The 22,272-nt window shown below is 55.0% G+C and carries 22 protein-coding genes; 7 read left to right on the top strand and 15 right to left on the bottom strand.

Going from position 1 to position 22,272, the window contains the following annotated elements:
* Positions 1-2 precede the first annotated feature (2 nt).
* The 7 genes from ABLU96_RS13210 to ABLU96_RS13180 form a co-directional block, all read right to left on the bottom strand.
* Positions 3-560: a fimbrial protein gene (locus ABLU96_RS13210; RefSeq protein ID WP_014227395.1), complete on the bottom strand. Its 558-nt coding sequence runs from the start codon at positions 558-560 to the stop codon at positions 3-5.
* 71 nt (positions 561-631) lie between these two features.
* Positions 632-1,198: a fimbrial protein gene (locus tag ABLU96_RS13205; protein WP_025106540.1), complete on the bottom strand. Its 567-nt coding sequence runs from the start codon at positions 1,196-1,198 to the stop codon at positions 632-634.
* A 325-nt stretch (positions 1,199-1,523) separates the two neighbouring features.
* The gene (locus ABLU96_RS13200) at positions 1,524-2,219 is read right to left on the bottom strand and encodes a winged helix-turn-helix transcriptional regulator (RefSeq protein WP_029946898.1); all 696 of its coding nucleotides are present in this window, start codon (positions 2,217-2,219) and stop codon (positions 1,524-1,526) included.
* 598 nt (positions 2,220-2,817) lie between these two features.
* Positions 2,818-3,408, bottom strand: coding sequence for a maltose acetyltransferase domain-containing protein (locus ABLU96_RS13195; protein WP_032751746.1), 591 nt, complete (start codon positions 3,406-3,408; stop codon positions 2,818-2,820).
* 54 nt (positions 3,409-3,462) lie between these two features.
* Positions 3,463-4,728 (bottom strand): MFS transporter, encoded by a 1,266-nt coding sequence (locus tag ABLU96_RS13190; RefSeq protein WP_064406210.1) that lies wholly within the window; start codon positions 4,726-4,728, stop codon positions 3,463-3,465.
* Positions 4,729-4,769: 41 nt separating this feature from the next.
* Complete coding sequence (locus ABLU96_RS13185; protein WP_064406189.1) at positions 4,770-6,893, bottom strand: alpha-galactosidase; 2,124 nt, start codon at positions 6,891-6,893, stop codon at positions 4,770-4,772.
* A gap of 114 nt (positions 6,894-7,007) precedes the next feature.
* Positions 7,008-8,003, bottom strand: coding sequence for a substrate-binding domain-containing protein (locus tag ABLU96_RS13180; protein ID WP_025106535.1), 996 nt, complete (start codon positions 8,001-8,003; stop codon positions 7,008-7,010).
* A gap of 534 nt (positions 8,004-8,537) precedes the next feature.
* On the opposite strand from ABLU96_RS13180, the gene ABLU96_RS13175 reads away from it, so the two are divergent.
* From ABLU96_RS13175 to ABLU96_RS13155, 5 genes are read left to right on the top strand one after another with little or no spacing between them, the layout of a single operon-like run.
* Positions 8,538-9,797: an MFS transporter gene (locus ABLU96_RS13175; protein ID WP_049079322.1), complete on the top strand. Its 1,260-nt coding sequence runs from the start codon at positions 8,538-8,540 to the stop codon at positions 9,795-9,797.
* A gap of 36 nt (positions 9,798-9,833) precedes the next feature.
* Positions 9,834-10,961 (top strand): acyl-protein synthase, encoded by a 1,128-nt coding sequence (locus tag ABLU96_RS13170; protein WP_014837014.1) that lies wholly within the window; start codon positions 9,834-9,836, stop codon positions 10,959-10,961.
* A gap of 1 nt (position 10,962) precedes the next feature.
* Entirely contained in the window at positions 10,963-13,371 is a 2,409-nt protein-coding gene (locus ABLU96_RS13165; RefSeq protein WP_064406186.1) for an acyl-CoA reductase, read from the top strand.
* Positions 13,372-13,412: 41 nt separating this feature from the next.
* Positions 13,413-14,747 (top strand): AMP-binding protein, encoded by a 1,335-nt coding sequence (locus tag ABLU96_RS13160; RefSeq protein ID WP_064406185.1) that lies wholly within the window; start codon positions 13,413-13,415, stop codon positions 14,745-14,747.
* Positions 14,744-15,661, top strand: a complete 918-nt coding sequence (locus ABLU96_RS13155) for a GNAT family N-acetyltransferase (protein ID WP_032693306.1) — start codon at positions 14,744-14,746, stop codon at positions 15,659-15,661. The genes ABLU96_RS13160 and ABLU96_RS13155 overlap by 4 nt, the downstream gene beginning before the upstream one ends.
* Before the next feature lie 58 nt (positions 15,662-15,719).
* Here the strand turns inward: ABLU96_RS13155 and ABLU96_RS13150 are convergent, their stop codons facing one another.
* Positions 15,720-16,268 carry an XRE family transcriptional regulator gene (locus ABLU96_RS13150; RefSeq protein ID WP_004855902.1) on the bottom strand — a complete coding sequence of 183 codons (549 nt, stop codon included), beginning with the start codon at positions 16,266-16,268 and terminating at the stop codon, positions 15,720-15,722.
* Between the two features lie 100 nt (positions 16,269-16,368).
* On the opposite strand from ABLU96_RS13150, the gene ABLU96_RS13145 reads away from it, so the two are divergent.
* Both ABLU96_RS13145 and ABLU96_RS13140 read left to right on the top strand, forming a co-directional pair.
* The gene (locus tag ABLU96_RS13145; protein WP_009653646.1) at positions 16,369-17,028 is read left to right on the top strand and encodes an AzlC family ABC transporter permease; all 660 of its coding nucleotides are present in this window, start codon (positions 16,369-16,371) and stop codon (positions 17,026-17,028) included.
* Positions 17,028-17,351 carry an AzlD domain-containing protein gene (locus ABLU96_RS13140; protein WP_009653628.1) on the top strand — a complete coding sequence of 108 codons (324 nt, stop codon included), beginning with the start codon at positions 17,028-17,030 and terminating at the stop codon, positions 17,349-17,351. The genes ABLU96_RS13145 and ABLU96_RS13140 overlap by 1 nt, the downstream gene beginning before the upstream one ends.
* Positions 17,352-17,441: 90 nt before the next feature.
* On the opposite strand, the gene ABLU96_RS13135 is transcribed toward ABLU96_RS13140, so the two are convergent.
* The 7 genes from ABLU96_RS13135 to ABLU96_RS13105 are packed head-to-tail and all read right to left on the bottom strand — an operon-like array spanning position 17,442 to position 22,262.
* Positions 17,442-17,996 carry an ATPase AAA gene (locus ABLU96_RS13135; RefSeq protein WP_025106530.1) on the bottom strand — a complete coding sequence of 185 codons (555 nt, stop codon included), beginning with the start codon at positions 17,994-17,996 and terminating at the stop codon, positions 17,442-17,444.
* Positions 17,993-18,430, bottom strand: a complete 438-nt coding sequence (locus ABLU96_RS13130; RefSeq protein ID WP_014227381.1) for a PTS sugar transporter subunit IIA — start codon at positions 18,428-18,430, stop codon at positions 17,993-17,995. Before ABLU96_RS13130 ends, ABLU96_RS13135 begins: the two co-directional genes overlap by 4 nt.
* A 9-nt stretch (positions 18,431-18,439) precedes the next feature.
* Complete coding sequence (locus tag ABLU96_RS13125) at positions 18,440-18,709, bottom strand: hypothetical protein (RefSeq protein WP_014227380.1); 270 nt, start codon at positions 18,707-18,709, stop codon at positions 18,440-18,442.
* 57 nt (positions 18,710-18,766) lie between these two features.
* Positions 18,767-19,609 (bottom strand): class II fructose-bisphosphate aldolase, encoded by an 843-nt coding sequence (locus ABLU96_RS13120; RefSeq protein ID WP_014227379.1) that lies wholly within the window; start codon positions 19,607-19,609, stop codon positions 18,767-18,769.
* Positions 19,596-20,963 (bottom strand): PTS sugar transporter subunit IIC, encoded by a 1,368-nt coding sequence (locus ABLU96_RS13115; protein ID WP_004855887.1) that lies wholly within the window; start codon positions 20,961-20,963, stop codon positions 19,596-19,598. Before ABLU96_RS13115 ends, ABLU96_RS13120 begins: the two co-directional genes overlap by 14 nt.
* Positions 20,956-21,270 carry a PTS sugar transporter subunit IIB gene (locus ABLU96_RS13110; protein WP_004855885.1) on the bottom strand — a complete coding sequence of 105 codons (315 nt, stop codon included), beginning with the start codon at positions 21,268-21,270 and terminating at the stop codon, positions 20,956-20,958. The genes ABLU96_RS13115 and ABLU96_RS13110 overlap by 8 nt, the downstream gene beginning before the upstream one ends.
* An 11-nt stretch (positions 21,271-21,281) precedes the next feature.
* On the bottom strand, positions 21,282-22,262 hold the full coding sequence (locus ABLU96_RS13105) for a 6-phosphofructokinase (protein ID WP_064378068.1): 981 nt from the start codon (positions 22,260-22,262) through the stop codon (positions 21,282-21,284).
* Positions 22,263-22,272 lie beyond the last annotated feature (10 nt).

Here is a 22,272-nt window from a genome sequence, read left to right as displayed (position 1 = left end):
AATTACAAATAGGTTAACGTGAACCAGGTTTGTGCGTTTGCATCCCCTGCCACGACGGTTCTCGAGGTCGCGCGATATTTGGCGACAAAATTGAGTACGGTCGTATTGTCCTGAATAGCGGTAAAATTCATCGGCTGCGTGTTCGGGATAATTTGATTTCCCTGATTATCAAAAATGCCTAACCCGACGCCCTGCGCGCTCTGCGCACCGTCGGTCACCGCCAGTACCCCCGGATCTTTGCCATCCGTCAGGCCGCGAAAGGCCACGCTAACTTGCTGGCTCACCGTGGTATCGCAATCCTTCAGCGTAATGGTAAACGCCTGCGGATCTGTCCAGCTTCCCAGCCCATGAAATTCATTGGAGCGCACCTGCCCCATCTCAACGGTTAAATCCTCGCTACCGGCATCCACCGCGCAGGCGGCATTGACCACGGCGCCCTGAAACTCAACGTCGCCGCCCTTTACCGTTACCACGTGGTGGTTGCCCGCCTGTGCCAGAGCGGGAAACAAAAACGCCCCCGCGAGGGAAAACGCCTTCAGCCGTTGTGTAGTGAAATTCATATCTACTCCTTTCAATGACACAGCCGCCGTCCCTGGCACAGGATCCCTAAATGAAAATGACTGGCGTAACCTTACTGGTAAGTCACGTTGAACGTAGCGGTGGTGTCCACGCTACCGGCAGTCGCGGTATCCGCAGTCTGGTAGTAGTCAGCGGAGAAGTTCAGGGTGTTGTCGCCGTCGATCAGCGTAACTGCCTGAGACGCGGTACCCAGATCCAGCGCAGAGCCGTCTTTGTCATAAATCTGGATGCCGACGCCTGCCGCGCTACCCGCGCCAGAGGTGTTGTCCAGCACGCCAGCTTCGCCCGCCGCCGCGTTGCCGTCGAAGGTCACAGATGCCTGAGAAGCGACGGTGGTATCGCAGTCAGCCAGCTTGATGCTGAACGGGGTTTTCTGGTTAGCAACGGAGTCTTTACCGGTGAGGGCAGCCAGACGAACCTGACCCATGTTCACAATCTGGTTGCTGGTGTCTGCGGTTACCGCACAGGCTGCATCGACAACAGAGCCTTTAAACTCAACGGTGCCGCCCTGAACGGTGGAAGAAGACCCGCTGGTCGGTAAAGCAGCCATCGCAGAAGAAATACCGCCAGCCATAACCATTGCCAGAACGACGCTTTTTACCATAAATGCTTTTTTCATTTTTAATCCATACACATTAAATTGATTTTGTATTCCCTCATTAATTACCGTTTACTTTTTTATGGCCGAAGCAATTACCAGGGAACGTTCCCCGCGGCGATAAAAAAGACGGTTTAAATATAAGAAGACACTCCGTGTTGTCCTGGGAATAATTCTTACAGAGAATTTTATTAATCTAAATCAATTTTTTCGTCCAAAACTGGACATTCGAAAATGATGCAAGTCAATAATGATAATTACGTATAAAAATCATGATGTTAATAATGCAAAGAGCTGGCGCGTCTAAAAAACAGGCGTTGTTGTTAGTATACTGTTATGAAGTTATTTAAAAATCGATAGGAATTCGTTTATTAATTCCCTTCAGCACGCCTCGATGGACGCTGATGTACTCCCCCTTGCGCAGTTCAGACAGGACGTACAGTATTCCGCTGCGGGAAAGATTGGTGCGCCGCTGGATAAAATTGAGCACGTTAATCTGCTCGCGATATTCCTCAGGATAGGAGCCGAGTTCCAGGATCAACGTCCGGATCATGATGAATGATTCCACGCCAATAAACTCCTTCTCGCGGATGGCCATTACCAATAACCGATGGGCCAGAATCCGGGCGATATCATGCCAGAGATTTTGCTCGTCCATAATCTCCACAAACTTAGCAAGCGGAACCAATTGACCAGAGCAAGATGTTTCCGCAGAGAAAAAGTGCTTCGGCCTGGCCTCTACGTCGTAAAAGGTACTATATCCATCAATCAGCCCCAGTACCGAGGGGGAAAATAGCGTGGTTATCGCCATATTATTTTCACTATGGCAAACCACGCCGGTCCCCTCAAGCAGGAGTAATATATTCGCGTTATTTTCAGTATCGCAAAATTCAAATCGCTCGTCAGGCTGCAGCTCAAACGGCGTGCTAACCGGCAGCAGCGCCTGCATAATACGCTGGATCGCCAACAAAGGCCGGGTATTACGGCCAAACGCAAAGGAGCGTAAGGCACCACGGTCAAAATCTTCATCAATAATAAACATTTTTATCTCATTTTTGGCCTGCGACATTACTCAATTAAAATACTAGCACCAAATTTAAAGGAAATAAAAAAAATTAAAACACCCTTTAAGTTCAATAGGTTAAACTCATCTTTCTATTTTTAAGTTGCCGCTCCCCCTGGTGATATATCGACAAAAGCATTTCTCTTTTTTTTGCATGAAAAAAATACGCTCACCGGGGAGAAATCCATTACTTTCGCCATCCATAAGCTATAAATTCATTCACATAAAAAACACATAAAAATGCTATAAAAAATCACATTATCATAAAAAATAATGACTAAAATGATAATTAATAAGCCAGTAAATAACCATATTAACGCGTGCTCTCCTCCGCCAAAAAAGACGCAGAAAATGAATAAAAAATCGAAAAATAACGATGGCAAACGTTTGTCTGATTATAGTGGAAGGGGCTAACTTTCACGGGAAATAAGCATTCTGCGTAACGCGCGCAGTACCCGGGCAATGAATAGTCAGGCAAAAGCATCATGATGTCCCGGCGGAAATGCGTCCCCGCAGGCAGATTGCGCGACGTCTACCCGGGAGGGGGCATGAAGCGCCCGCCCGGCGCCGCGATAATTTACGCTGTAAACAGCTGAAATTTCTCTTTATCGCTATCGGCGATCGCTCTTAATACCCGGCAGGGGACCCCAGCGGCGACCACGTTCGCCGGTATGGAACGGTTCACCACGCTGCCGGCGCCAATGACCGAGTTTTTTCCGATGGTGACGCCTGGGTTGATAATCACCCCGGTGCCCAGCCAGACGCCGTCTTCAATCACCACCGGCTGAGAGAACTGCTGCTGGGTGTGCCGCAGATCCGGATGAATCGGATGGCCGGCGGTGGAAATGGTCACGTTGGGCGCAAACATCACGTTATTGCCGATGATAATGTCGGCATCATCGACCAGCGTCAGGTTGAAGTTCGCGTAAAAATTATCGCCAATGGTGGTGTGGGTGCCGTAGGCCACATGAATCGGAGGCTCTATCCAGCACTGCTCGCCCACGGCGGCGAACATCCGCTGAATAATGTCGTTTCTTAATTCCTGATTAAAGGGGTGCGAGTGGTTGTATTCGTAAGCTCGCGCCTTGCCCATCAGCCGCTGCTGCGGTAAGCCATATCCTGAATCAAGATAAAGCTCGCCGCTGTTCATTCTTTCCTTCATATCCATGGTCAATATTTCCTCATTTATCAATCCCATCCTTGTGAATTATCGAACTATTTTCTAAACCGTCATCGCGCTATCGCTCATCTTTTCCGACGTTGCCTTACCCGATAAGGTAAAGGCGGAGATTAACGTGACGCTCAGCGCAATGCCGCCAAGGATCATATAGGTATCCTGGAAACCGATACGGTCATACATATTCCCGGCAAAAGCGGAGAGAAAGATCGCCGCCACCTGTTTGGAAAACTGGAAGCCAACCAGGTAAATCGTCGCCGACAGGCGGACGTCAAACACGCCGGTAATATATTTAAAAGCGCCTACCAGCAGGAACGGGACTTCCAGCGCATGGAGCATTTTCAGCGCCACCACTTCAGCGGCCGTCGTGGCGAACGATGATCCGATCATCCTTGCCGCCATCACCATGCCGGCAATCAGCAGGGTATTCTTCGCGCCGATGCGGTTAATAATCCACGGCGAGCTGAACATAATAATCGCGTTGCATATTTCCCCGGCAGTGGTCGCAAAACCAAAGGCGCGGGTGCCCGATTCCGGGGTGGCAAAGAAGGATTTAAAGAAGGTGGCGAACTGCTGATCGAAAACGTCATAGACGCAGGCAACGCCGATGACGTAGAGAATAAACATCCACATTTTGCGCTGACGGAACATGCGTACGGCGGTTTTTAAATCCACCGATGAGCGGTTAGCGCCCAGCGAGTCCATCACCTGTGCGGTCTGGCTGGCCTGCGGTTTCGCGATGGCCACCAGCACGACCAGTACCAGCGCGGCGGCCGACCCCATCCAGAACACCCACTCGGGGTTAACGCTGAACAGCATCCCCGCCGTGGTGGCGCACAGCGCCCAGCCGAGGCAGCCAAAAGTCCGCGCTTTGCCGTACTCAAACCTGCTATTGCGGCTCACGCGTTCGATATAGGCTTCCATCGCCCCGGCGCCGGCGGAGAACACAAAGCCGATGTAGGCCCCGCCGCTCAGCGCCCCGAGCCAGATATTGGTTTTCAGCAGCGGCGCAAAAACGTAAAGGAAAAAGGGCGCGATCAGCACCAGCAGCAACGTCACGATCCACATCAGATGCTTTTTCAGCCCCAGCTTATCGGAGATCACGCCCAGTATCGGCTGAAAACAGATGGCAAACAGCGACAGGCTGGAGAAAACAATGCCGGTCTCGGTTTTATTCAGGCCGATGACGTCCGATAGCCAGATCGGCAAAAACGGAAAACAGGTGGCCATGATGAAAAAGTAGAGAAAGAAGAACAGCCCGAAAATCCAGAAATTGGGGTTGTTTTTATGGGTACAGACGGTCGGGTTCATGGTGTATTCCTCAAAAAGGGCCGACGCGCGGCCCGTCGTCATTACACGCGTTGCAGGCCAATCAAAATGGCGCTTTCCGGATCGAGGACTGGCAGCGCCAGCCCCGCCTGTTGCAACCACTCACCGCTGACGGTCTGCGGCGTCGTCATCCATTCCGGCAGCTTACGCATGGTATGGCCGCCCTCTCCCGTAATCTGAATATCGGGATGGTCGAGCAGCGTCACCTCGTAACGGGCGCCCGCGTCCAGCCCCGCCACGCGCAGCGGCGCCATCAGGGTGTAGTCCGGCATCGCCAGCTGGCTGACGAGGAAAATCGCCCGATGCCGATCCTCGCTCACCACGCCGTGCGCAAGGGTTGTAGCGTCCGGCATATCGATACGCCACTGCACGCCGTGATGAATGACATCGCGCCACTGCTTATGCAGCGCCGCGTATTTGCGATAGCCCGCGCGCTCCTGCTCATCGGCGGTCACCGGGTCCAGCTCAAGCCCCATATGACCGAACAGCGCCGTCAGGCCACGAAACGCAATGCTGTGCTGGCGGAAGGTGGCGTGGCAGCGGCGGTTGCCGATGTGCGCGCCCATCACTTCCGGCGGGAAGAAGTAGCTCATGCCGCGCTGGATGGTGTTGCGCTCAAGGGCATCGTTATTGTCGGAAGCCCAGAAACGATGGCTGCGCTTCAGCACTTCATAATCGATACGCCCGCCGCCGGAGGAGCAGGATTCAAATTCAATATGCGGGAAGCGGGCCACCAGCGTATCCAGCAGGCGATAGAACTGGCGAGTTTGCGCATCGGCGGCGGCTTTGCCGTTATGGGCAGGCTGCACCAGCTCGCGATTCATATCCCACTTCACATAGTCCACCGCGTGTTCGCCCAGCAGCCAGCTCATCCGTTCCAGCAGATAATCAAAGGCTTCAGGGATATTCAGGTTCAGGACAAACTGATGACGCCCGGGGATCGGCGTATAGCCCGGCAGCGCCAGCAGCCAGTCGGGATGGGCGCGGTATAAATCGGAGTTCGGGTTAATCATCTCTGGCTCAACCCAGATGCCGAACTCCATCCCCAGCGACTTCACGTGGTCGATAACCGGGGTCAGACCGTCAGGGTATTTTTCCTCATCAAGATACCAGTCGCCGAGCGCCGCCCAATCGTCGTTGCGCCCTTTAAACCAGCCGTCATCAATGATAAAGCGCTCCACGCCCAGCTCCGCCGCCTCATCCGCCATGCGCATGATGTACTGCGGGTCGTGGTCGAAATAGATCCCTTCCCAGGTATTGAGATGCACCGGGCGCGGCTTGTTGTCCGGGAAGCGAATAATCTGTTCGCGCAGATAGCGGTGGAACTGCTGGCTCATGCCGTTCAGCCCCTGCGCCGAATAGCTGGCGTAGAGGTTCGGCGTCCACAGCGTTTCCCCTTCCGCCAGCGCCATTTCTCCCGCCAGATAGAGCGCTTCCGCCTGCAGGTAGCGGCGACCGTCGGTTTTCACTTCCGCCCGCAGGCGGTGGTTACCGCTCCAGCCCAAATGCACACCCCACACTTCGCCCTGCATCTCGCTAAAAGCGCGACTGCCGGTAATCAGCGCTGGAAAATGTTCGTGAGAAGTGCGTCCACGACGGTTTTCCAGCACAAAGCTGTCGTGTTCAAGGGTCAGACGATGGGGCTGGAATTCGCGGATCCAGCGGCCATGAAAGGCCATGACTTCGCGGGCGCGCTCGGCGACCGGCAGCGTGACCGCCAGGCGGTCCACCTGCCACGGCTGCGGGCGCAGGTTGGTTAAACCATGACGAACGCTGAGCACGCCGCTGCTATCAAGCTGAATTTCACTGCACAGCCGCAGGCCCGCCTGCGCGTCTTCGCTGAGAAGGGTTAAATTCTGCCCATCCTGCACCACCTCGGTCGTGGTAAATATCGGTGAGGCGTCCAGCCCCTGGCGGTGGCCTTCAATGCCCGGCGCGCCAAACAGACCGTGGCCCAGTTCGGCCATTAAGGTTACCGGGGAATCGACGTCGAGGCGGCCATTGGCCACCGCGCGGGCGATGCTGGCCGCATCCTGCGGCGAAAAGTGGCTTAAATGTGGCCCCCAGTAGATAATTTCGGCGAACGGACGAGTTTTTATCACCACATCGGCCGCTGCGCTTTGCAGGCGTAAAATCGAATCAGACATGAGACATCTCCACAACAAGGAATGCCTTACTGTTGATCCGAAACGTTTCGGGTGCCAACCAAAACGTTTCGGATCCGTGATCGAGTTCAGGAAATTAATCTGACGGGAGGAGAATCAGGCGGTTTCGCCGGGAATAAATTCAGGCTGCCAGAGCACCTGGAGAGAGGCGAGATCCTCGCCGGCGATTAAGCGGCGGACCATGGTGGCTATCTGGCGGCCCACGCCCTGCCGGGTGGACTGAACCACCGCGCCCACCGGGGTTTCGATGATGCTGTCCTGCGGCAAGCCGTCGTAAACCACCAGCGAGACGCGATCGGCGCCGGTGAGGCGTCCGAGCTGAGCCAGGGCCATCGCCGCGCCGTCGCCGTGGGTGTTGCAATCGGTGACAATCGCCGTTGGCGGTTCAGGCAAGCGCAGCAGCTCCATCGTTGCCTGAAACCCGCCGCGGCGGGTGGGCGGCACGCTGCGCAGCCAGGTTTCCGCCAGGCCCGCTTCGCGCAGCGCCTGCAGGTAACCGTTGCGGCGCTGGGTAATAAACGCCTGATTGTTATTTTCGCTCAGCAGCGCGATGCGCTGATGCCCCTGGCGAATCAGATGACGGGTGGCGCGGTACGTTCCCGCCTGGTTATCGAAATCAAACCAGGCGTAGGGCTGCGGCAGGCGGCTGCGCCCCAGGGCGAGAAAAGGAAAGCCGGAAGAGAGCAGCTGAATCAGGCGCGGGTCGTCGTCCAGGGTATGGGCTACGATCAGCGCATCGACGCGACGACTCTGCACCATACGCATATAGCCGTGCTTATCGGCCTGTTCATCGTCGGCAATCAGCAGTAAATCAATCTCATAGCGCGCCAGCTCGTGACTGATTTCTCCCACCATTTCAAGAAAGACGTTGTTATTCAACGGCGCGGGGCGCACGGGAAAAACGAGGCCAACGGCGTCAATTTTGCCCATTTTCAGGCGGCGGGCGAAGGTATTTGGCCGATATCCACGGCGCTGGGCTTCGGCCTCCACGCGGGCGCGCGTCTCCTGCGACACGTCATCATAGCCGTTTAGCGCACGGCTGACGGTCGTTACCGAGATCCCAAGTTCTTTAGCAATGGCTTTCAGCGACATAAGTATCCCTGTCTTCGCGGGAGAATGCGGCTAGTGTCCCGCAATACGGGCATGGCGTCCAGCAAGAGCGACGCCGCGCGGCAATACCTGAACACCGCGGCCCTCGGCGCCTGATGATACGTCACAAAGAAATGAGAGGCAGCAAGACCGTTTATTCAATGTGGCGGTAAATTAAACGCCCCCTTCCTCATAAGAAAGAGACGAAGATACGCTGTGATTCACCAAGCTGAATATATTTGAATCCGACAGGTTTACCCTATACAAATCATATGGTTGATAGATGAATGACTTGATCGCTCAACCCTGGAAAAATAACGCAGCGTCTGGAAAACGCACATTTAATCCCCATAAATCATTCGATTTATTTTTAATTAAAATATGAAGTATGTATCGGAATTATAATTCGCAGTTAAAACAAACATGAACACGGTCTGTTCATTGATATTTATCAACTAAGAATCACTTGATAAAAGTTTTTAAAAAGAGGGAGTGATATAAAAGCAAAATAATGGAATATGTTAATAACAGGGTTTTATGTATAACTCACTACTGCCTGTTTCTTCACGGCACGCTTTATTTTTTTGTTTATTTCTTTCAACATTCGAGCTGTTAACTTATGTCGCCAGCGATGTAGTAATGCCGGGAATGCTAACGGTTATTAAAGATTTAAATGCTCAACCGCATTACGTACCGTGGTCACTTAATGCCTATTTACTTGGCGGCGTCAGCTTTCAGTGGCTTATTGGACCGGCGTCGGATAGATTTGGCCGCAGGCCTTTATTACTCATCGGCTGTGCGCTTTTTTCTGTTTCTTGCCTGGCCACGCCATGGGTAGACAATATCCAGGTTTTTACTCTCCTGCGGTTTATTCAGGGAATAGGTTTGGGGTTTGTGGTGGTAGTGAGCTATCCGGCCCTGCAGGAAGCATTCAACGAATCGGATGCGATCCGCTTAATTGCCCTGTTTGCCAATATCGCGCTGCTGTCGCCGCTGTTTGGCCCTTTGGTCGGTAGCATTGTGCTTGCATACCTGTCATGGCGCACGCTTTTTATTGCTATCGCGTTGATGGCGACGCTCACCTGGTTCGGTTTGCTACGCTGGATGCCGGAGACGATCGGCGTTGTACGCGAGGATGGCAGTAAAATTGAATGTCAGCCGCTCGAGGTAAAAACCCTTGCGCGCGCTTATGGCGATTTGCTTACGAACCCACGCTGTATATCCGGCAGCGTTGCGCTTGGCCTCGTCGGGCTGCCGCTGATGGCGTGGATCGCGCTCTCCCCGCTGCTGCTGGTGCATCATCTGCAAATGAGTATGCTGGAGTACGCGCTATGGCAATTACCTGTTTTTGCGGCGTTGATTGGGGGGAATATCGTCCTTAACTTTACCGCTGAAAAATTTAAGCCGGAGCAGTTATTATACTTTTCACTCTCTCCCATATTTATCGGCATAATGCTGGCGCTGGTCATGACGCTAATATGGCAAAATATTATTGCGCTGATTATTGGCATGGCTATTTATGCTTTTGGCCTGGGCATTTGCAACGCCACGCTGTATCGCCTCACGCTATTTTCCAGCGAGCATGGAAAAGGTTCAGTATCGGCAATGATAGGCATGATTTCCGTCGCTATTTTTAGCCTCGGGGGGGCGCTAATGGCCGGATTGGGTGCCGGCGACAGCCTCAGCGCATATATTATCGCGGCCACTATTCCGATGCTGGCAGCATTATTCATTATCGTTAATATATTCACCAGGCAGAAGAGGAGTAAAACGAAAATAACAGCTTCAGGCCATTAATCACCCACGGACGACTTTTTATTAAGGATGAATAAAATGGACACTTTATCCTGCGTCGATGCCCTCTGCGCACTCGACAGCCCTTATCATGAAGATAGCGATTCACAACGGCTCTTTGATGAAGCCATGCGTGAAATCGTTGCATTTCATGTTATGAATACGCCGGGCTACCGCCAGTGGCTGGCCCGCCACAATATTCCGGCAGATGCGGCCAATATAGACTCGTGGTCGCAGCTGCCGCCGATCTTTGCCGACTATTTCAAACAGAATCTGCCGATCGGCCGCTCCGGTGAGGATGCGCTTGAACTCACCTCTTCCGGTACCAGCGGGCAGAAAAGTCGAATGCGCTATGATGCGCGCAGTATCGGAGCCGCCCAGGGAATGGTCGATCGCATTTTCCGCCATTATGGCTGGGAAACGCCCGATGCGCCCTGCAACTACCTGCTCCTCAGCTACGAACCCGCCGATATCATCACGCTTGGCACCTCTTTTACCGACCAGTTCTTGTGTAAATACGCGCCGGTCAAACGCGCCGTTTACGCGCTGCGTCACACCGGGAGCGGGCATGAGTTCGACCCTTTCGGCGTGATTCGCGCTTTACAGGAGTTTGCTGAAGAGGGGTTACCGGTACGAATCCTCGGTTTCCCGGCATTTATGTGGTTTATACTGGAACGGATGCGAGAAATGCAGCTACCGCCGCTCCAGCTTCATCATCAATCGCTGGCCTTTTTCGGCGGCGGCTGGAAAACGCATGCCGACCGTGAAATCCCTAAATCCGCGTTCTATGCGCGGCTGACCCAACAGCTCGGGATCCCCGATAGCCGATGCCGCGACGGCTATGGTTCCGTGGAGCACTGCGTGCCCTACATTGAATGCGCGCATCACCATTTCCATATTCCCGTTTATTCCCGCGCCTGGATCCGCGATACCGCCTCTCTGGCGGTGAAAGATTATGGGCAGCGCGGTTTTATACAGTTTGTGTCGCCTTATATCACCTCCTGCCCTGCGCACAGCGTGGTCATGAGCGATCTTGCACAATTGCACCGCGCCGAAGAGTGCGGATGCGGTGTGACAACCGATTGGTTTGAGCTGCTGGGCCGGGCCAGCCATAGCAAAGCACGTAGCTGCGCACTGGCGGCGTCAGAACTGATTAAGGGAAATTAATATGTATCTCATTCAGGGAAAAAACTATCCCTCGCTCACGCCAGAAGAGGCCATCGCCATGTTGACGAGCGGGCTGGATAGCGCGCTGAGCCAACCGCCGCGTCCGGAAACCGTGCTTGCCTGCGCCGGGCGTTTTATCGAACAGCTAAAAGACCACGCTTTCCTTCCTCAACTGGGCCCGGCTTATCGGGAAGAGGTCAGAAAGTTTTGCCAACCGGACGCGCTGCGCCAAAAACTCGAGCATGAGCTAGGCGATACCCCCTTTTCCGTGCGCCGCATTAACTACCGTGAACCGCAGTTTGAAGGCTGGCGTCCTTTGGGCGTCGTGGTGCATGTCACCCCAGCCAATGCGGAACTGCTTCCCTTCTTCGCAATAATAGAGAGCCTGCTGGTCGGGAATATTAACTGGCTGCGCCCGAGCGCCAGCGAACAAGGAATGACAATCGATCTGCTACGGGCGTTTATCCACTGCGATTTAACGGACCAGCTGGCTAACTTCGTCGCCGTGGTTCCCGTCGAAACCACGCGCCTTTCCCTGCTGCTTACCCACGCCGATGGTATATCGGCCTGGGGTGGCGATACCGCCCTCGAGGCGATTCGTCAACAGCTCCCTGGCGGGTGTCGCTGGATCCCATGGGGACATAAAATCAGCTTTGCCTGGCTACAACCGGATGCCGTTAATGAAGAAAGCCTTCTCGCGCTGGCGGATGACGTTTGCTGTTTTGACCAGCAGGCCTGTTCCAGCCCGCAAATCGTTTTTGTTGATAGCGATGCTTCGGCGGTATTGCAGGATATTGGCGAAAGACTGGCGGAGGCCATGCGGCGCCGTCACGCACGGTGGCAACCGTTAATGCCCGATGAAAAGGCGGCGGCGGATATCACCCGCGCCGTCGCCTTCGCGCAGCTGGACACCGTATTTGCCGGGGCTGACAACGCTCTGCTGGCAGGAGATGGCTGGCGCATCATTCAGCAACACACCTCGGCCATAACGCCTTCACCGCTGTTCCGAACCGTCCTGCTGCGGCCGCTACCGCAAAATAAAGTGATGCAAACGCTGCGCCCCTGGCGAACCCACCTGCAAACCTGCGGGCTGGTTGTCGCCGATCGGGACAGAATCCCCCTCAGCCAACTGCTGCTGGCAGCCGGCGTCAATCGAATTACCCCCGTCGGTAAAATGCATGACGGCTATCACGGCGAACCGCATGACGGCGTTTACGCCTTAAGTCAGCTGGCTCGCCGCGTCACCGTGACGCTGGATGCCGATGTCCTGCCGCAGCAGGCCACGCTCGATCCGAACCCGCCGCCGCCGATGCTGACGGCGCAGCAGCCGATTATGGATAAAACGGCATTCTTACAGCACGCAATGCGGCCCAGCGCCCAGCTTTTCTTTCGCAGCGGCGGCAGCAGCGGCGTGCCTAAACTCGCCGGGTTTACCTATCGCGACTATCGCCGCCAGATGCAGGCCGCCGCCGCAGGCATGTTCGCCGCCGGGCTAGATCCCGCCCACGACAAAGTGCTCAATCTGATGTACGCGGGCAATCTCTACGGTGGTTTACTCAGCTTTTTCACCCTACTGGAAATGCTTGAAGTGACCCATCTTCCCATGGGCGGCCCCCATGATGATGACTATCACGAGATCGCCCGAACCATTGTGAATCAGGGCGTTACCACGCTCATTGGTATGCCAAGCACGCTGTATCAGCTCTTTACGCGAGAAGAGGCCATTCTGCGCGACTACGGCGGTATTCAGAAACTGCTGCTGGGCGGCGAACATATGGGCGTCGCCCAGCGTGACTATATTCACGGTTTCGGGGTGAAAACCATTCGCTCGGCGCTGTATGGTTCGGTTGATGCCGGGCCGCTGGGACATGCCTGTACGCATTGCCCGGATGGCGTGTTTCACCTGATGACGGATATTCAATGGCTGGAGATTGTCGACCCGCTCGACGATCGGCCCGTCGCGCCCGGCGATGCCGGCCGCCTGCTCTTTACCTCGACGGCCCGCGAAGGTCAGAAGGTGATTCGTTATGACATCGGCGATATGGGCCGTTGGCTGCCGGGCGAATGCCCCTGCGGCGCCCCCAGCCCCCGCTTTGAACTTTTAGGCCGCCACGGCAGCCTGGTGCGTATCGGCACGATGTTTATTCAACCCCAGCGGCTGGCAACGCTCGCCGATGCCCCTGTTCAATTGATTCTTCAACATAACCCGCGCAGCGGGCTCGAATGCATCAACATCTTCACCGACGGCAATATTGATACTGTCAAACAGCGGGTCTGCACCGACCCTGAGCTCAAAATGGCATTGGACACCCATTTGCTGGAGTTAGCCGTGACCAGCCGCCCGTTCAGCGAATTTGAACGGCATCCGCAAAGCGGCAAGACGCCGCTGGTCATTGATAAACGCCGTTGAGCGCACTCCCGCCGATCGGTTCACAATAAGGATATTTGAATATGACAACAGCAAAGATGATGGGTCACTTTGATCCGCAATCCACCCAAACGGAAGAAGTAGCCGTAAGCCCACCGGGTCTCGAACAGCTTGTCGAGAGGGTTCGCTGCCGCTCGCCTTTCTATGCCGAACACTATCGCCATCTCGCCACCCGCGGCTGGCAGTTGAAGGACCTGCCGCTTATTAATCCCGAACGCTACTGGGAGGGGAGCCAAGGCCTGAAAAACTGGCCCGTCCTCACCGGGCCGGTGGAGGACGGTATTGTCTTTAAGACCGGCGGCACCACCGGCGGCGGCAAGCTGTCGGTTTTTTCCCGCCAGGAGTGGCGTGCGTTCGTCACCAGTTTTGGCCGCAGCCTCTCCAGCCAGCTCAAGCCAGGCGCGCGCGTGGCAAATTTATTTTTCGCCGGTGATTTGTACGCGAGCTTCTTATTTATCCACGGCGCGCTTTCGCACATGTCGATACCGGTATGCGAGTACCCTTTCACCGGATCGCTTGAACCGCACACCCTCACCGAACAGATCGTCCAGCACGATATCAACGTACTGGTGGGCGTCCCGGCGATGCTGCTGCAATATGCGGCAGAGCTCGCTGGAAAAAACCGCCGTCTGCCCGGTATCGAGACCATCCTTTACGGCAGCGAGAGTCTTTTTACTGAACAGCTACAGCTGCTGAAATCCGCCTTTCCCAACGCCCGTATTGCTTCTATCGGCTGCGCCTGCGTGGACGCCGGGCTTATCGGACTCAGCACGCCGGATTGCCTGGCGGACGAGCATCGGGTCTTTGAACCCGAAACTATCGTGGAAATTATTGATGAAGCGACGGGCGAGCCGATCGACGAAATCAATCGTTCCGGAATGCTGGTGGTCACCAGCCTCACGCGCACGCTGATGCCGCTGATTCGCTATCCGGTAGGCGATCTGGCCGCCTGGCGTGAACCTCCGGGAAGCAAACATCGCAAGTTTATTTTGCAGGGACGCAGTAGCCTCGGGCACCGCTTGCGGGTAGGTTACGCCTCGCTGTTTCCTGATGAAATAGCGTCCCTTATTACGGAAGAGATGGGGCATCAGCAGTGGCAGCTGATGCTGGAGCACGCCGATAACCGGGATCGTTTGAGCTTACGTATCGCCTATTCCGGTACCCGGCAGCAGGCCGACAGGCTCTGCGGTCAATTACTCGCCAGGGATCACGCTCTCGCAGAACTACAGGCTGCCGGCCAGCTGTGCGTTCAGGTTCACTGGTGCAGCCAGGCGGAACTTATCCGCAATACCCGAACAGGTAAGCTGCAGCGGGTGATCGACAAACGCGCCTACCTCGCGCAGGAGGCGGTGAAATGATTGAAATCAGAGCGTTCCAGCGACAAGACGGCGAAGGCATCAGCGCCTTATTTCGTACGGTTTATGGCGATCGCTATGTCTATCCTGATATCTATATGCCCAGCCTGATTGGCTGGCGCAACGCCCGGGACGAATGGCACAGCGCGATAGCCGAACAGAATGGCATCATCATCGGGCATGCCGCCTTATGGCGGCACCACGCGGATAAGCAGACGGCCGAACTGGCCATGTTCGCGGTGCACCCCGCCTTCAGAAACCGGGGCGTAGCCACCCAACTGGGGGAATATTTGCGTCTTGCCGCAAGCAGGCTTGGCCTGGGCACGCTAACCATCAAAATGGTATCCAGCCATCCACACTCGCAGCGCCTGGCGCAGAGGCTGGGCTTTTACTCAACGGGGTTGCTCAGAGATTACGTCCCCTCCCCCTTTCAATCCGGCCTGCGTGAAAGCATTATCCTCGGCGTATTACCCTTGCAGCCACGCCCCGTCCCGCTCACCGCGGATGATAGCCGTGATGATGGTTGGATAAACTTGCTAAAGGAAAAATTTGGCGCGGCGCAGATCCCGCCCGCCAGGGAAACTTGTGCAGCCCCCGTTGAAATTGCCCTTTGTGATGATCGGGTGGACGTCACGATGAATATATCAACGCAACAGATGGTCGACGAGATTTCCCGACTGCCGGCCCGTAAACTGATTTATATCCGGGCGCGCGTGGATGGCGCGCTGATGTCGCTACGACCCAGGCTGCGGCGAGCAGGTTTTACCGATATGGGGCTGGAGCCAGCGGCCGGAGGAGAGTGGTTCTGGCTGCTGCAGCGCGGCTATCATCCCCGGCAGCTCGACCTCTCCTGCCCTATCGCTATTGCCCTGCAGAAAACGGCCGATGGCGATATCAATCATAACGCGCGCGCCTGACAATCCCTTTTATCTGACGCCTGTTTTTGGCACACCCAAGGCCCAGTGTCGGGCCTGACTAGTTCTGCTCGGCGACCAGCAGCGCCTGGGTATCCGGCTCCAGCGCCTGGAAAACGTGCTCCCGATCGGCGGGATAGCAGATGTAATCTCCCTCCCCCAGCTCTTCCGGCGCTTCCGTCAGGCCGACCCGCGCGCGCCCCTGGGTGACAATAATATGCTCCACCGAACCCGGCGGATGAGGGTGGGAAATGCGGTCCGCGCCCGGCTGGGTCAGCAGGAGATAAATATCGCGCCGCGCGCCCGGCGGGCAGGCGGCCAGTAAAATCGCCTGATAGTTTGCCTGCTCGGCGATCACTTTCGTTCCCTCGCCGCGGCGGATCACCTGGGTGGTATTCACCTGCGGCTCCAGCAGCCGGGCAAAGGGGATATCGAGGGCCACGCACAGCGCCCAGAGGGTTTCCAGGCTCGGGTTACCGTTGCCGGACTCCAGCTGCGATAACGTTGATTTGGCGATTCCCGCCCGTCGCGCAACTTCGGCAAGGGAAAGACCGGTGCGCGCGCGTTCCCGCACCAGGCTTTTGGCAATCAGGCTAATTGGCTGAGTCATACAGCCCTCCTTGTTTTTTATAACGAACGTTTCGTTCGTCTTGAAATGCGATTCTGTTACGTTCATTATAATGGAAATTCGTTCGATATGGCTAAAGAGTATGAAACAACACTTCGCTACGCTTAAAGGCGACACCCTCAGAGCAATTGTTTTAGTCTGCCTCGCGGTAGGCATCGTCGGGATGTCCTACGGCTCGCTGGCCGTCGCCTACGGCTTCCCGATTTGGGTCCCCTTTGTGCTTTCGGTTTGCGTCCTGGCGGGGGCCTCAGAGTTTATGTTTATCGGCATTGTCGCCAGCGGCGGCAACCCGCTGGCGGCAGCGGCGGCCGGTTTGCTGGTCAACGCGCGGCATATTCCCTTCGGCGTGACGGTTCGCGACCTGGTCGGCCAGCGCGCCGCCAGCTTCCTCGGCTGCCATATTATGAACGATGAAAGCGTGGTGTTTGGTCTGTCGCAGAAAACCCCCGAGCAGCGGCGGGCCGCCTACTGGCTGTGCGGCCTGGGCGTGGCGCTGATCTGGCCGTTGGGCGCGCTCCTGGGCGCGGGGGTCGGCAAACTGCTCCCGGCCCCGGAAACCATTGGCCTCGATGCGGTATTCCCGGCGATTCTGCTGGCGCTGGTGGTGCCGGCCTTTAAAAACCGCACCACGCTGATCCGCGCCTGCAGCGGAGCGGCCCTGTCGCTGGCCGCCGTTCCTTTCGCACCGGTTGGCCTGCCGGTTTTGCTGTCGCTGTTTGGCCTGCTGACGAGGAAAAAATAATGGGCAATATGACGCTATTTATCGCCGGTATTGCGATTCTTTCGCTGGGCACCTACTTAATGCGTTTAGGCGGGGCGAAGCTCGGCAGCCGGCTGGCGTTTTCCGAGCGCGCCCAGGCGCTGCTTTCCGATGCGGCGACGGTGCTGCTCTTTTCCGTGGCGCTGGCGACCACCTTTTACGAAGGCGAACATTTTGCCGGGATGGCGCGGGTGCTGGGCGTGGGCCTGGCGGTGTTCCTTGCCTGGCGTAAGATGCCGCTGATCGTGGTAATTATCGCCGCCGCCGTGGCGACGGCGCTGCTGCGGATGGCGGGCGTCGCCTGATCCGACCTACGAAACGCGAAACATCATGTTGTTATGCAATTTTTATAGGCCGTGCCAGCAAAGCGCCGCCGGGCAGCTGCCCTTAAGGGCTTACGCTATTTGTGCTTCGATCCAACGGGTAGCGGACGCCATATCCAGCGGCTTGTGCTGATCCACGGTGAACACCGGCCCCAGCCGCATCGGTTCCGCCTGCTGCGCCAGCTGCGCCAGTTCCGGAAGATACTCCTCGCCCGGGTGCCCCGGCTTACGATCCTGCAACCGGCTGGCATAGCGCGACACCGCAAGCTCAGGCGAGATGTGGTTCCAGACCTCCAGCACTTTCTCAACGCCCGCGTGTTGCAGCAGCTGCTGTAGCGTGTCGCGCGGTTGAAAGCCAAACCAGGCGTCAATAAGCCAGATACAGCCTGCCGGCGACTGGCCGACGATCGACCAGATGACTTCATACGCGGCGCAGCCCAGCTGCCGGTTGAAGGTCCGGTCGATCCCGGTAAAGCACGCCATAAACGGCTCTTTAATACCGTCGATGGTCAGCTGCGGCAGATTAAACGCTGCCGATAGCTGCCGGGTGACGGTGCTTTTACCCGATGCGGGAATACCGTTAATTAAAATCACCGTTTTGCAGCCGGGTGTGAGATGTCTGTTCATAACAACGCGACGACCTCCTCTCTGCTGCTGGCGGCCCGCAGCTTCGCCATGGTCTCGTTATTATCAAGCAGAGCGACAATCGCCCGAATCCCCTCTTCAATATGAGCATTGCTGTCCTGCGCGCCGAACATAATGACGATATCCGCCTTCTCGCTATCGGCAAATTGAATCGGCTTATTCAACACCACAAGGCTGAAGCAGTTGCGTTTGACGCCACATTCCGGCCTGGCGTGAGGGATGGCGACACCTTCATCAAACACGTAATAGGCGCCATGATGCAGGGTATTATCGATCACCGCCTGGCCGTAATCTGCCGAGATATAGCCTTTTGCAACCAGCGGGCTGGCCGCCAGCTGGATCACCTTCTGCCAGTCGGACTCCGTGACGCCGACCTGAATCGCATCGGCCTCAATCAGCAGTTCTTTTATCGTCATTATCACTTCCTATATATTATGGCGAATAATGTTACGTAACTCATCAATGCGCATAAAAAGCGCATCGATTTCCTCGCGATGCGTATGACTTTTGGCATAGACCGACAGCGCCCGGTTATATATCAGCATTAATGCTTTCTGCACTTCGCCATTAGCCGGATTGCCCCGTAACTCGCCTTCCAGCCTGGCAATTTCCCCCGCCAGCTGGCGAGACTGTTCGTCATAATCCTGCGGGGGTTGATTCTCTTTTTTCCACAGCGTTTTCAAAGATTCAAACATAGCGAGCTCCTCCCCGACGGACAGCAGGGCAACGGAATACGGTTTAAAAATATGCGTTTATTTAAACAGAGCGATTTTTTCCATTAATACATGGGTGACCGCGTTATTCGCCGGAATTAAAAATTTGCGCACGCTGTCGTTCACTTTGCCTTTTTCAAACGTGCTTTTACATTGATCGACCCACTGCACATTCATTTCAGTGCCGACGTTCACCTTGTTGATACCTTCAGTGACTGCCAGGCGCATATCTTCATCGCTGACGCCGGTGCCGCCGTGCAGCACTAACGGCACGCCGGTCGCGGCGCTAATCTCTTTCAGCCGCTGGTGCTGAATTTGCGCCTTACCGGTATACAGGCCGTGCACCGTGCCCACGGAGACCGCCAGCATATCCACCTGCGTCTCCTCCACAAAGCGTTTGGCGTCCTCCACCGTGGTGAAGCAGATATCCTCCGCGGCCACGGCTTTGCCATCTTCCGATCCGCCGATCGCCCCCAGCTCGCCTTCTACCGTGATATTCCGCGGGCGCGCCATTTCCACCACGATGCGGGTATTGCCAATATTCTCTTCCAGATCCAGATGGGAGCCGTCGTACATCACCGATGAAAATCCGGCATCCATGGCCGTTTCAATGGCGCTGATATCAGAGCAGTGATCCAGGTGCAGGCAGGTCGGCACGTTTTCACTTTCCGCTAATGAACGAACCGCATCCACCAGTAAACGATAGCCGAGATATTCCGCCGTCCCGGTAGAGATTTGAATCATTAATGGGCTATCGCTTTGTTGCGCCGCTTTAAAAAAGGCGGGCAGCATTTCAATACAGTGCAAATTAAATGAGCCAATGGCTTTAAAATCTCTTTCCTGCGCAATTTTCAGAATAGCGTTGAAGTTATACAGACTCATGAACATTTTCCCCTTTCGGCTTCGCTGATTTACCGTTTACGAACCATGCCAGTGCGGCAACAAAAACAATGAACAAGGCGACAAAGAGCCAGTTGTTCTGGAAGGCGTGGCCTAATACCAGACCGGAACTAATAACGTCCGAATCGCTGAAGGTGACGCCGGTAAAACCGTAGCTTTCCAGCATCGGTACCAAAATGGCGGGCAGGAAGGTGATAAACAGGCCGTGAATGACGCCGCCAATCATCGCCCCGCGGCGGCCGCCCAGCGCGTTACCGAAGACGCCCGCCGTACCGCCGGCAAAAAAGTTGGTTAACAGACCGGGCAGGATCATCGCCAGGCCAAACATCGGGAACACCAGCATGCCGATGATGGAGCCGACGGTCGTCGCCAGGAAGCCGACGATCACCGCATTGGGCGCATACGGGAACAGCACCGGGCAATCGAGCGCAGGCTTAGCGTCCGGGACAATGCGCATCGCAATTCCGCGAAATGCCGGCACCAGCTCGTTGAGCAACAGGCGCACGCCGCTGTAGAGAACGAATACCCCCGCCACAAACTGAATGGACTGCATAAAGGCGTACATCAGGTAGTTAATGCCGTTGGAGAACTGAGCGATATATTCCGGGCCCGCCGCAATCGCGGGAATGAGGTACATCGGCACCATCACCACCGCCATCGCGAGATAGGTGTCCTGGAGGAACTTAAAGTTATCCGGTAATTCAAGATCTTCCGTTGAGCGGGAACCTTTACCCACCACTTTAGCCACCGCCGCCTGCACCAGATAGCCGATAGTGCAGAAATGCCCCAGCGCCACGTCATCGGAACCGGTGATGCGCCTGACGACCGGCTGCGCCAGGGCGGGCATCAGTACCGCCATCACGCCGCCGAAAATACCGCCGGTTAAAATCAACGGCAGTCCGGTCAGCCCGGCTTTATAGCCAATCACCGCGCCGATGGTTGCCATCCACAACAGCGCCTGGCCGGTCAGAAAGATATATTTCAGCGGCGTCAGGCGGGCGATAATGATGTTGACGGCAAAAATCACCATCAGGGTCAGCGCGACTTCGGAACCTAATTCACGGTTGGCTAATCCGGCGATGGCGGCGACATCGGTAATGTAGCCTTTCATGCCGAATCCCTGCGTGAAGATATCGTTAAGGAACGTTAGCGTGGCGACAATAATGTTGATGCCGGCCATCATAATTAAGAAACCGAGCAGCGTTTTAAACGTCCCCTCCGCCGTTTTGCCCGCTGATTTTTTTTGCAGAATCAGGCCCAGCATCGCAATAAATGCAATTAATATTGAAGCCTGGCCGAGTAAATCTTTAACGATAAACTCTACAAAGCTATTCATAGTCCGCTACCTTCAGGTTACGCTCTTTTAAGAATGCGACGATCTTAGCTTCAATTTCATCTTTATCGGTGAGCTTATGCAGTACCACCACGCGTTTAATTTCTTCCGCACTGGCATCCGCCGTTAATATATCGGCGAAGGTTTTTTGCGTCAGAATCATATCTGATTTAAACGCCCCGGCTTCGGAAATAGTGGTATGTTCAATCTGTGCGGGAATCTCCAGCTTCTTTAAAACTGCCTTCGCCGTCATTTCAATGGCAAAGCTTGAACCGAGGCCGCAGCCACATACGCATAGAATTTTCAGCATGTAGGGTCTCCTCAAATAATATTGAGTTGTTTGGCAAGTTTATAATGATGTCCTTCAGTGTCGACCAGACGTTTTTTCATACTAACTAAATCAATCGGAATAGGTTTGTTGCTTGAATTAATTATGATGGCTTTATTTTTCATCCCTGACTGAATACAGCGAACCACTTCACTGGCCATAATCGTGCCCTGGTAAATTTCTTCGCAGGTCGGATCGCCATTGCGCAAACCGTAGCCTACGATGGTTTTACGAATACGCACGCCAATTTGCGGTTCAAGCTGCTTAATCATGGTATCAATGGCCCCCTGAAAGCCGGGAGAATACTCCCTGGTGTAGCCTTCAGAGCACAGGATCACCACGCTGTTCTGCTGTGTCAGCTTATGCTTCACCCGCTCGGCCAGCGTTTCTAACGGCATCTGCGATTCCGGAATCAGGGCGATATCAGCATTCGATTTAATCGCGGATTGCAGCGTTAACTCTCCACAATAGCCTCCTAATATTTCGACCATAAAGACGCGGCCCGGTAATGCTCTTCCGGTATTTCTTAACCGGGAAACTTCCTTAATAATCTGCTCGCAGGCGGTGGAAAAACCAATGGTATAATCGCTGCCGTACACATCATTATCGATAGTCATCCCGACGCCAAAGCAGTTAATATCAAATTCGCTCAGCGTATTGAGAAACTGCAGGCTGCCGTCGCCGCCGGCCATAATCAGCACATCAATGCGCAGTGATTTAATTTTTTTAGCTATGGTTTCATATTCACTGCGCAGCAGCCTGCGGCTGGTTCGCCCGGAGGTGATGATCGGAATAGAGGCAATGGAGAAATCAACCAGATCGCGCCAGGCGACTTCGTGATGATTTTTATCCAGCAGTCCGGGTATTCCGCCATTAAAAAGGGTGATATCGGCACTCGCCAGTCTGGCTATCTGGAATATAAAATTATTAATTCCAGAAACATCGCCGCCGCTAATAACCATGCCAACTTTCATTGCCTGTCTC

It is taken from the genome of Klebsiella sp. CN_Kp106, assembly GCF_040064575.1.
In the GTDB taxonomy this organism is placed as follows: Bacteria; Pseudomonadota; Gammaproteobacteria; order Enterobacterales; family Enterobacteriaceae; genus Klebsiella; species Klebsiella michiganensis.
The sequence above is the reverse complement of the archived record's forward strand: the minus strand, read 5'-3'. Positions and strand labels throughout refer to the sequence as shown.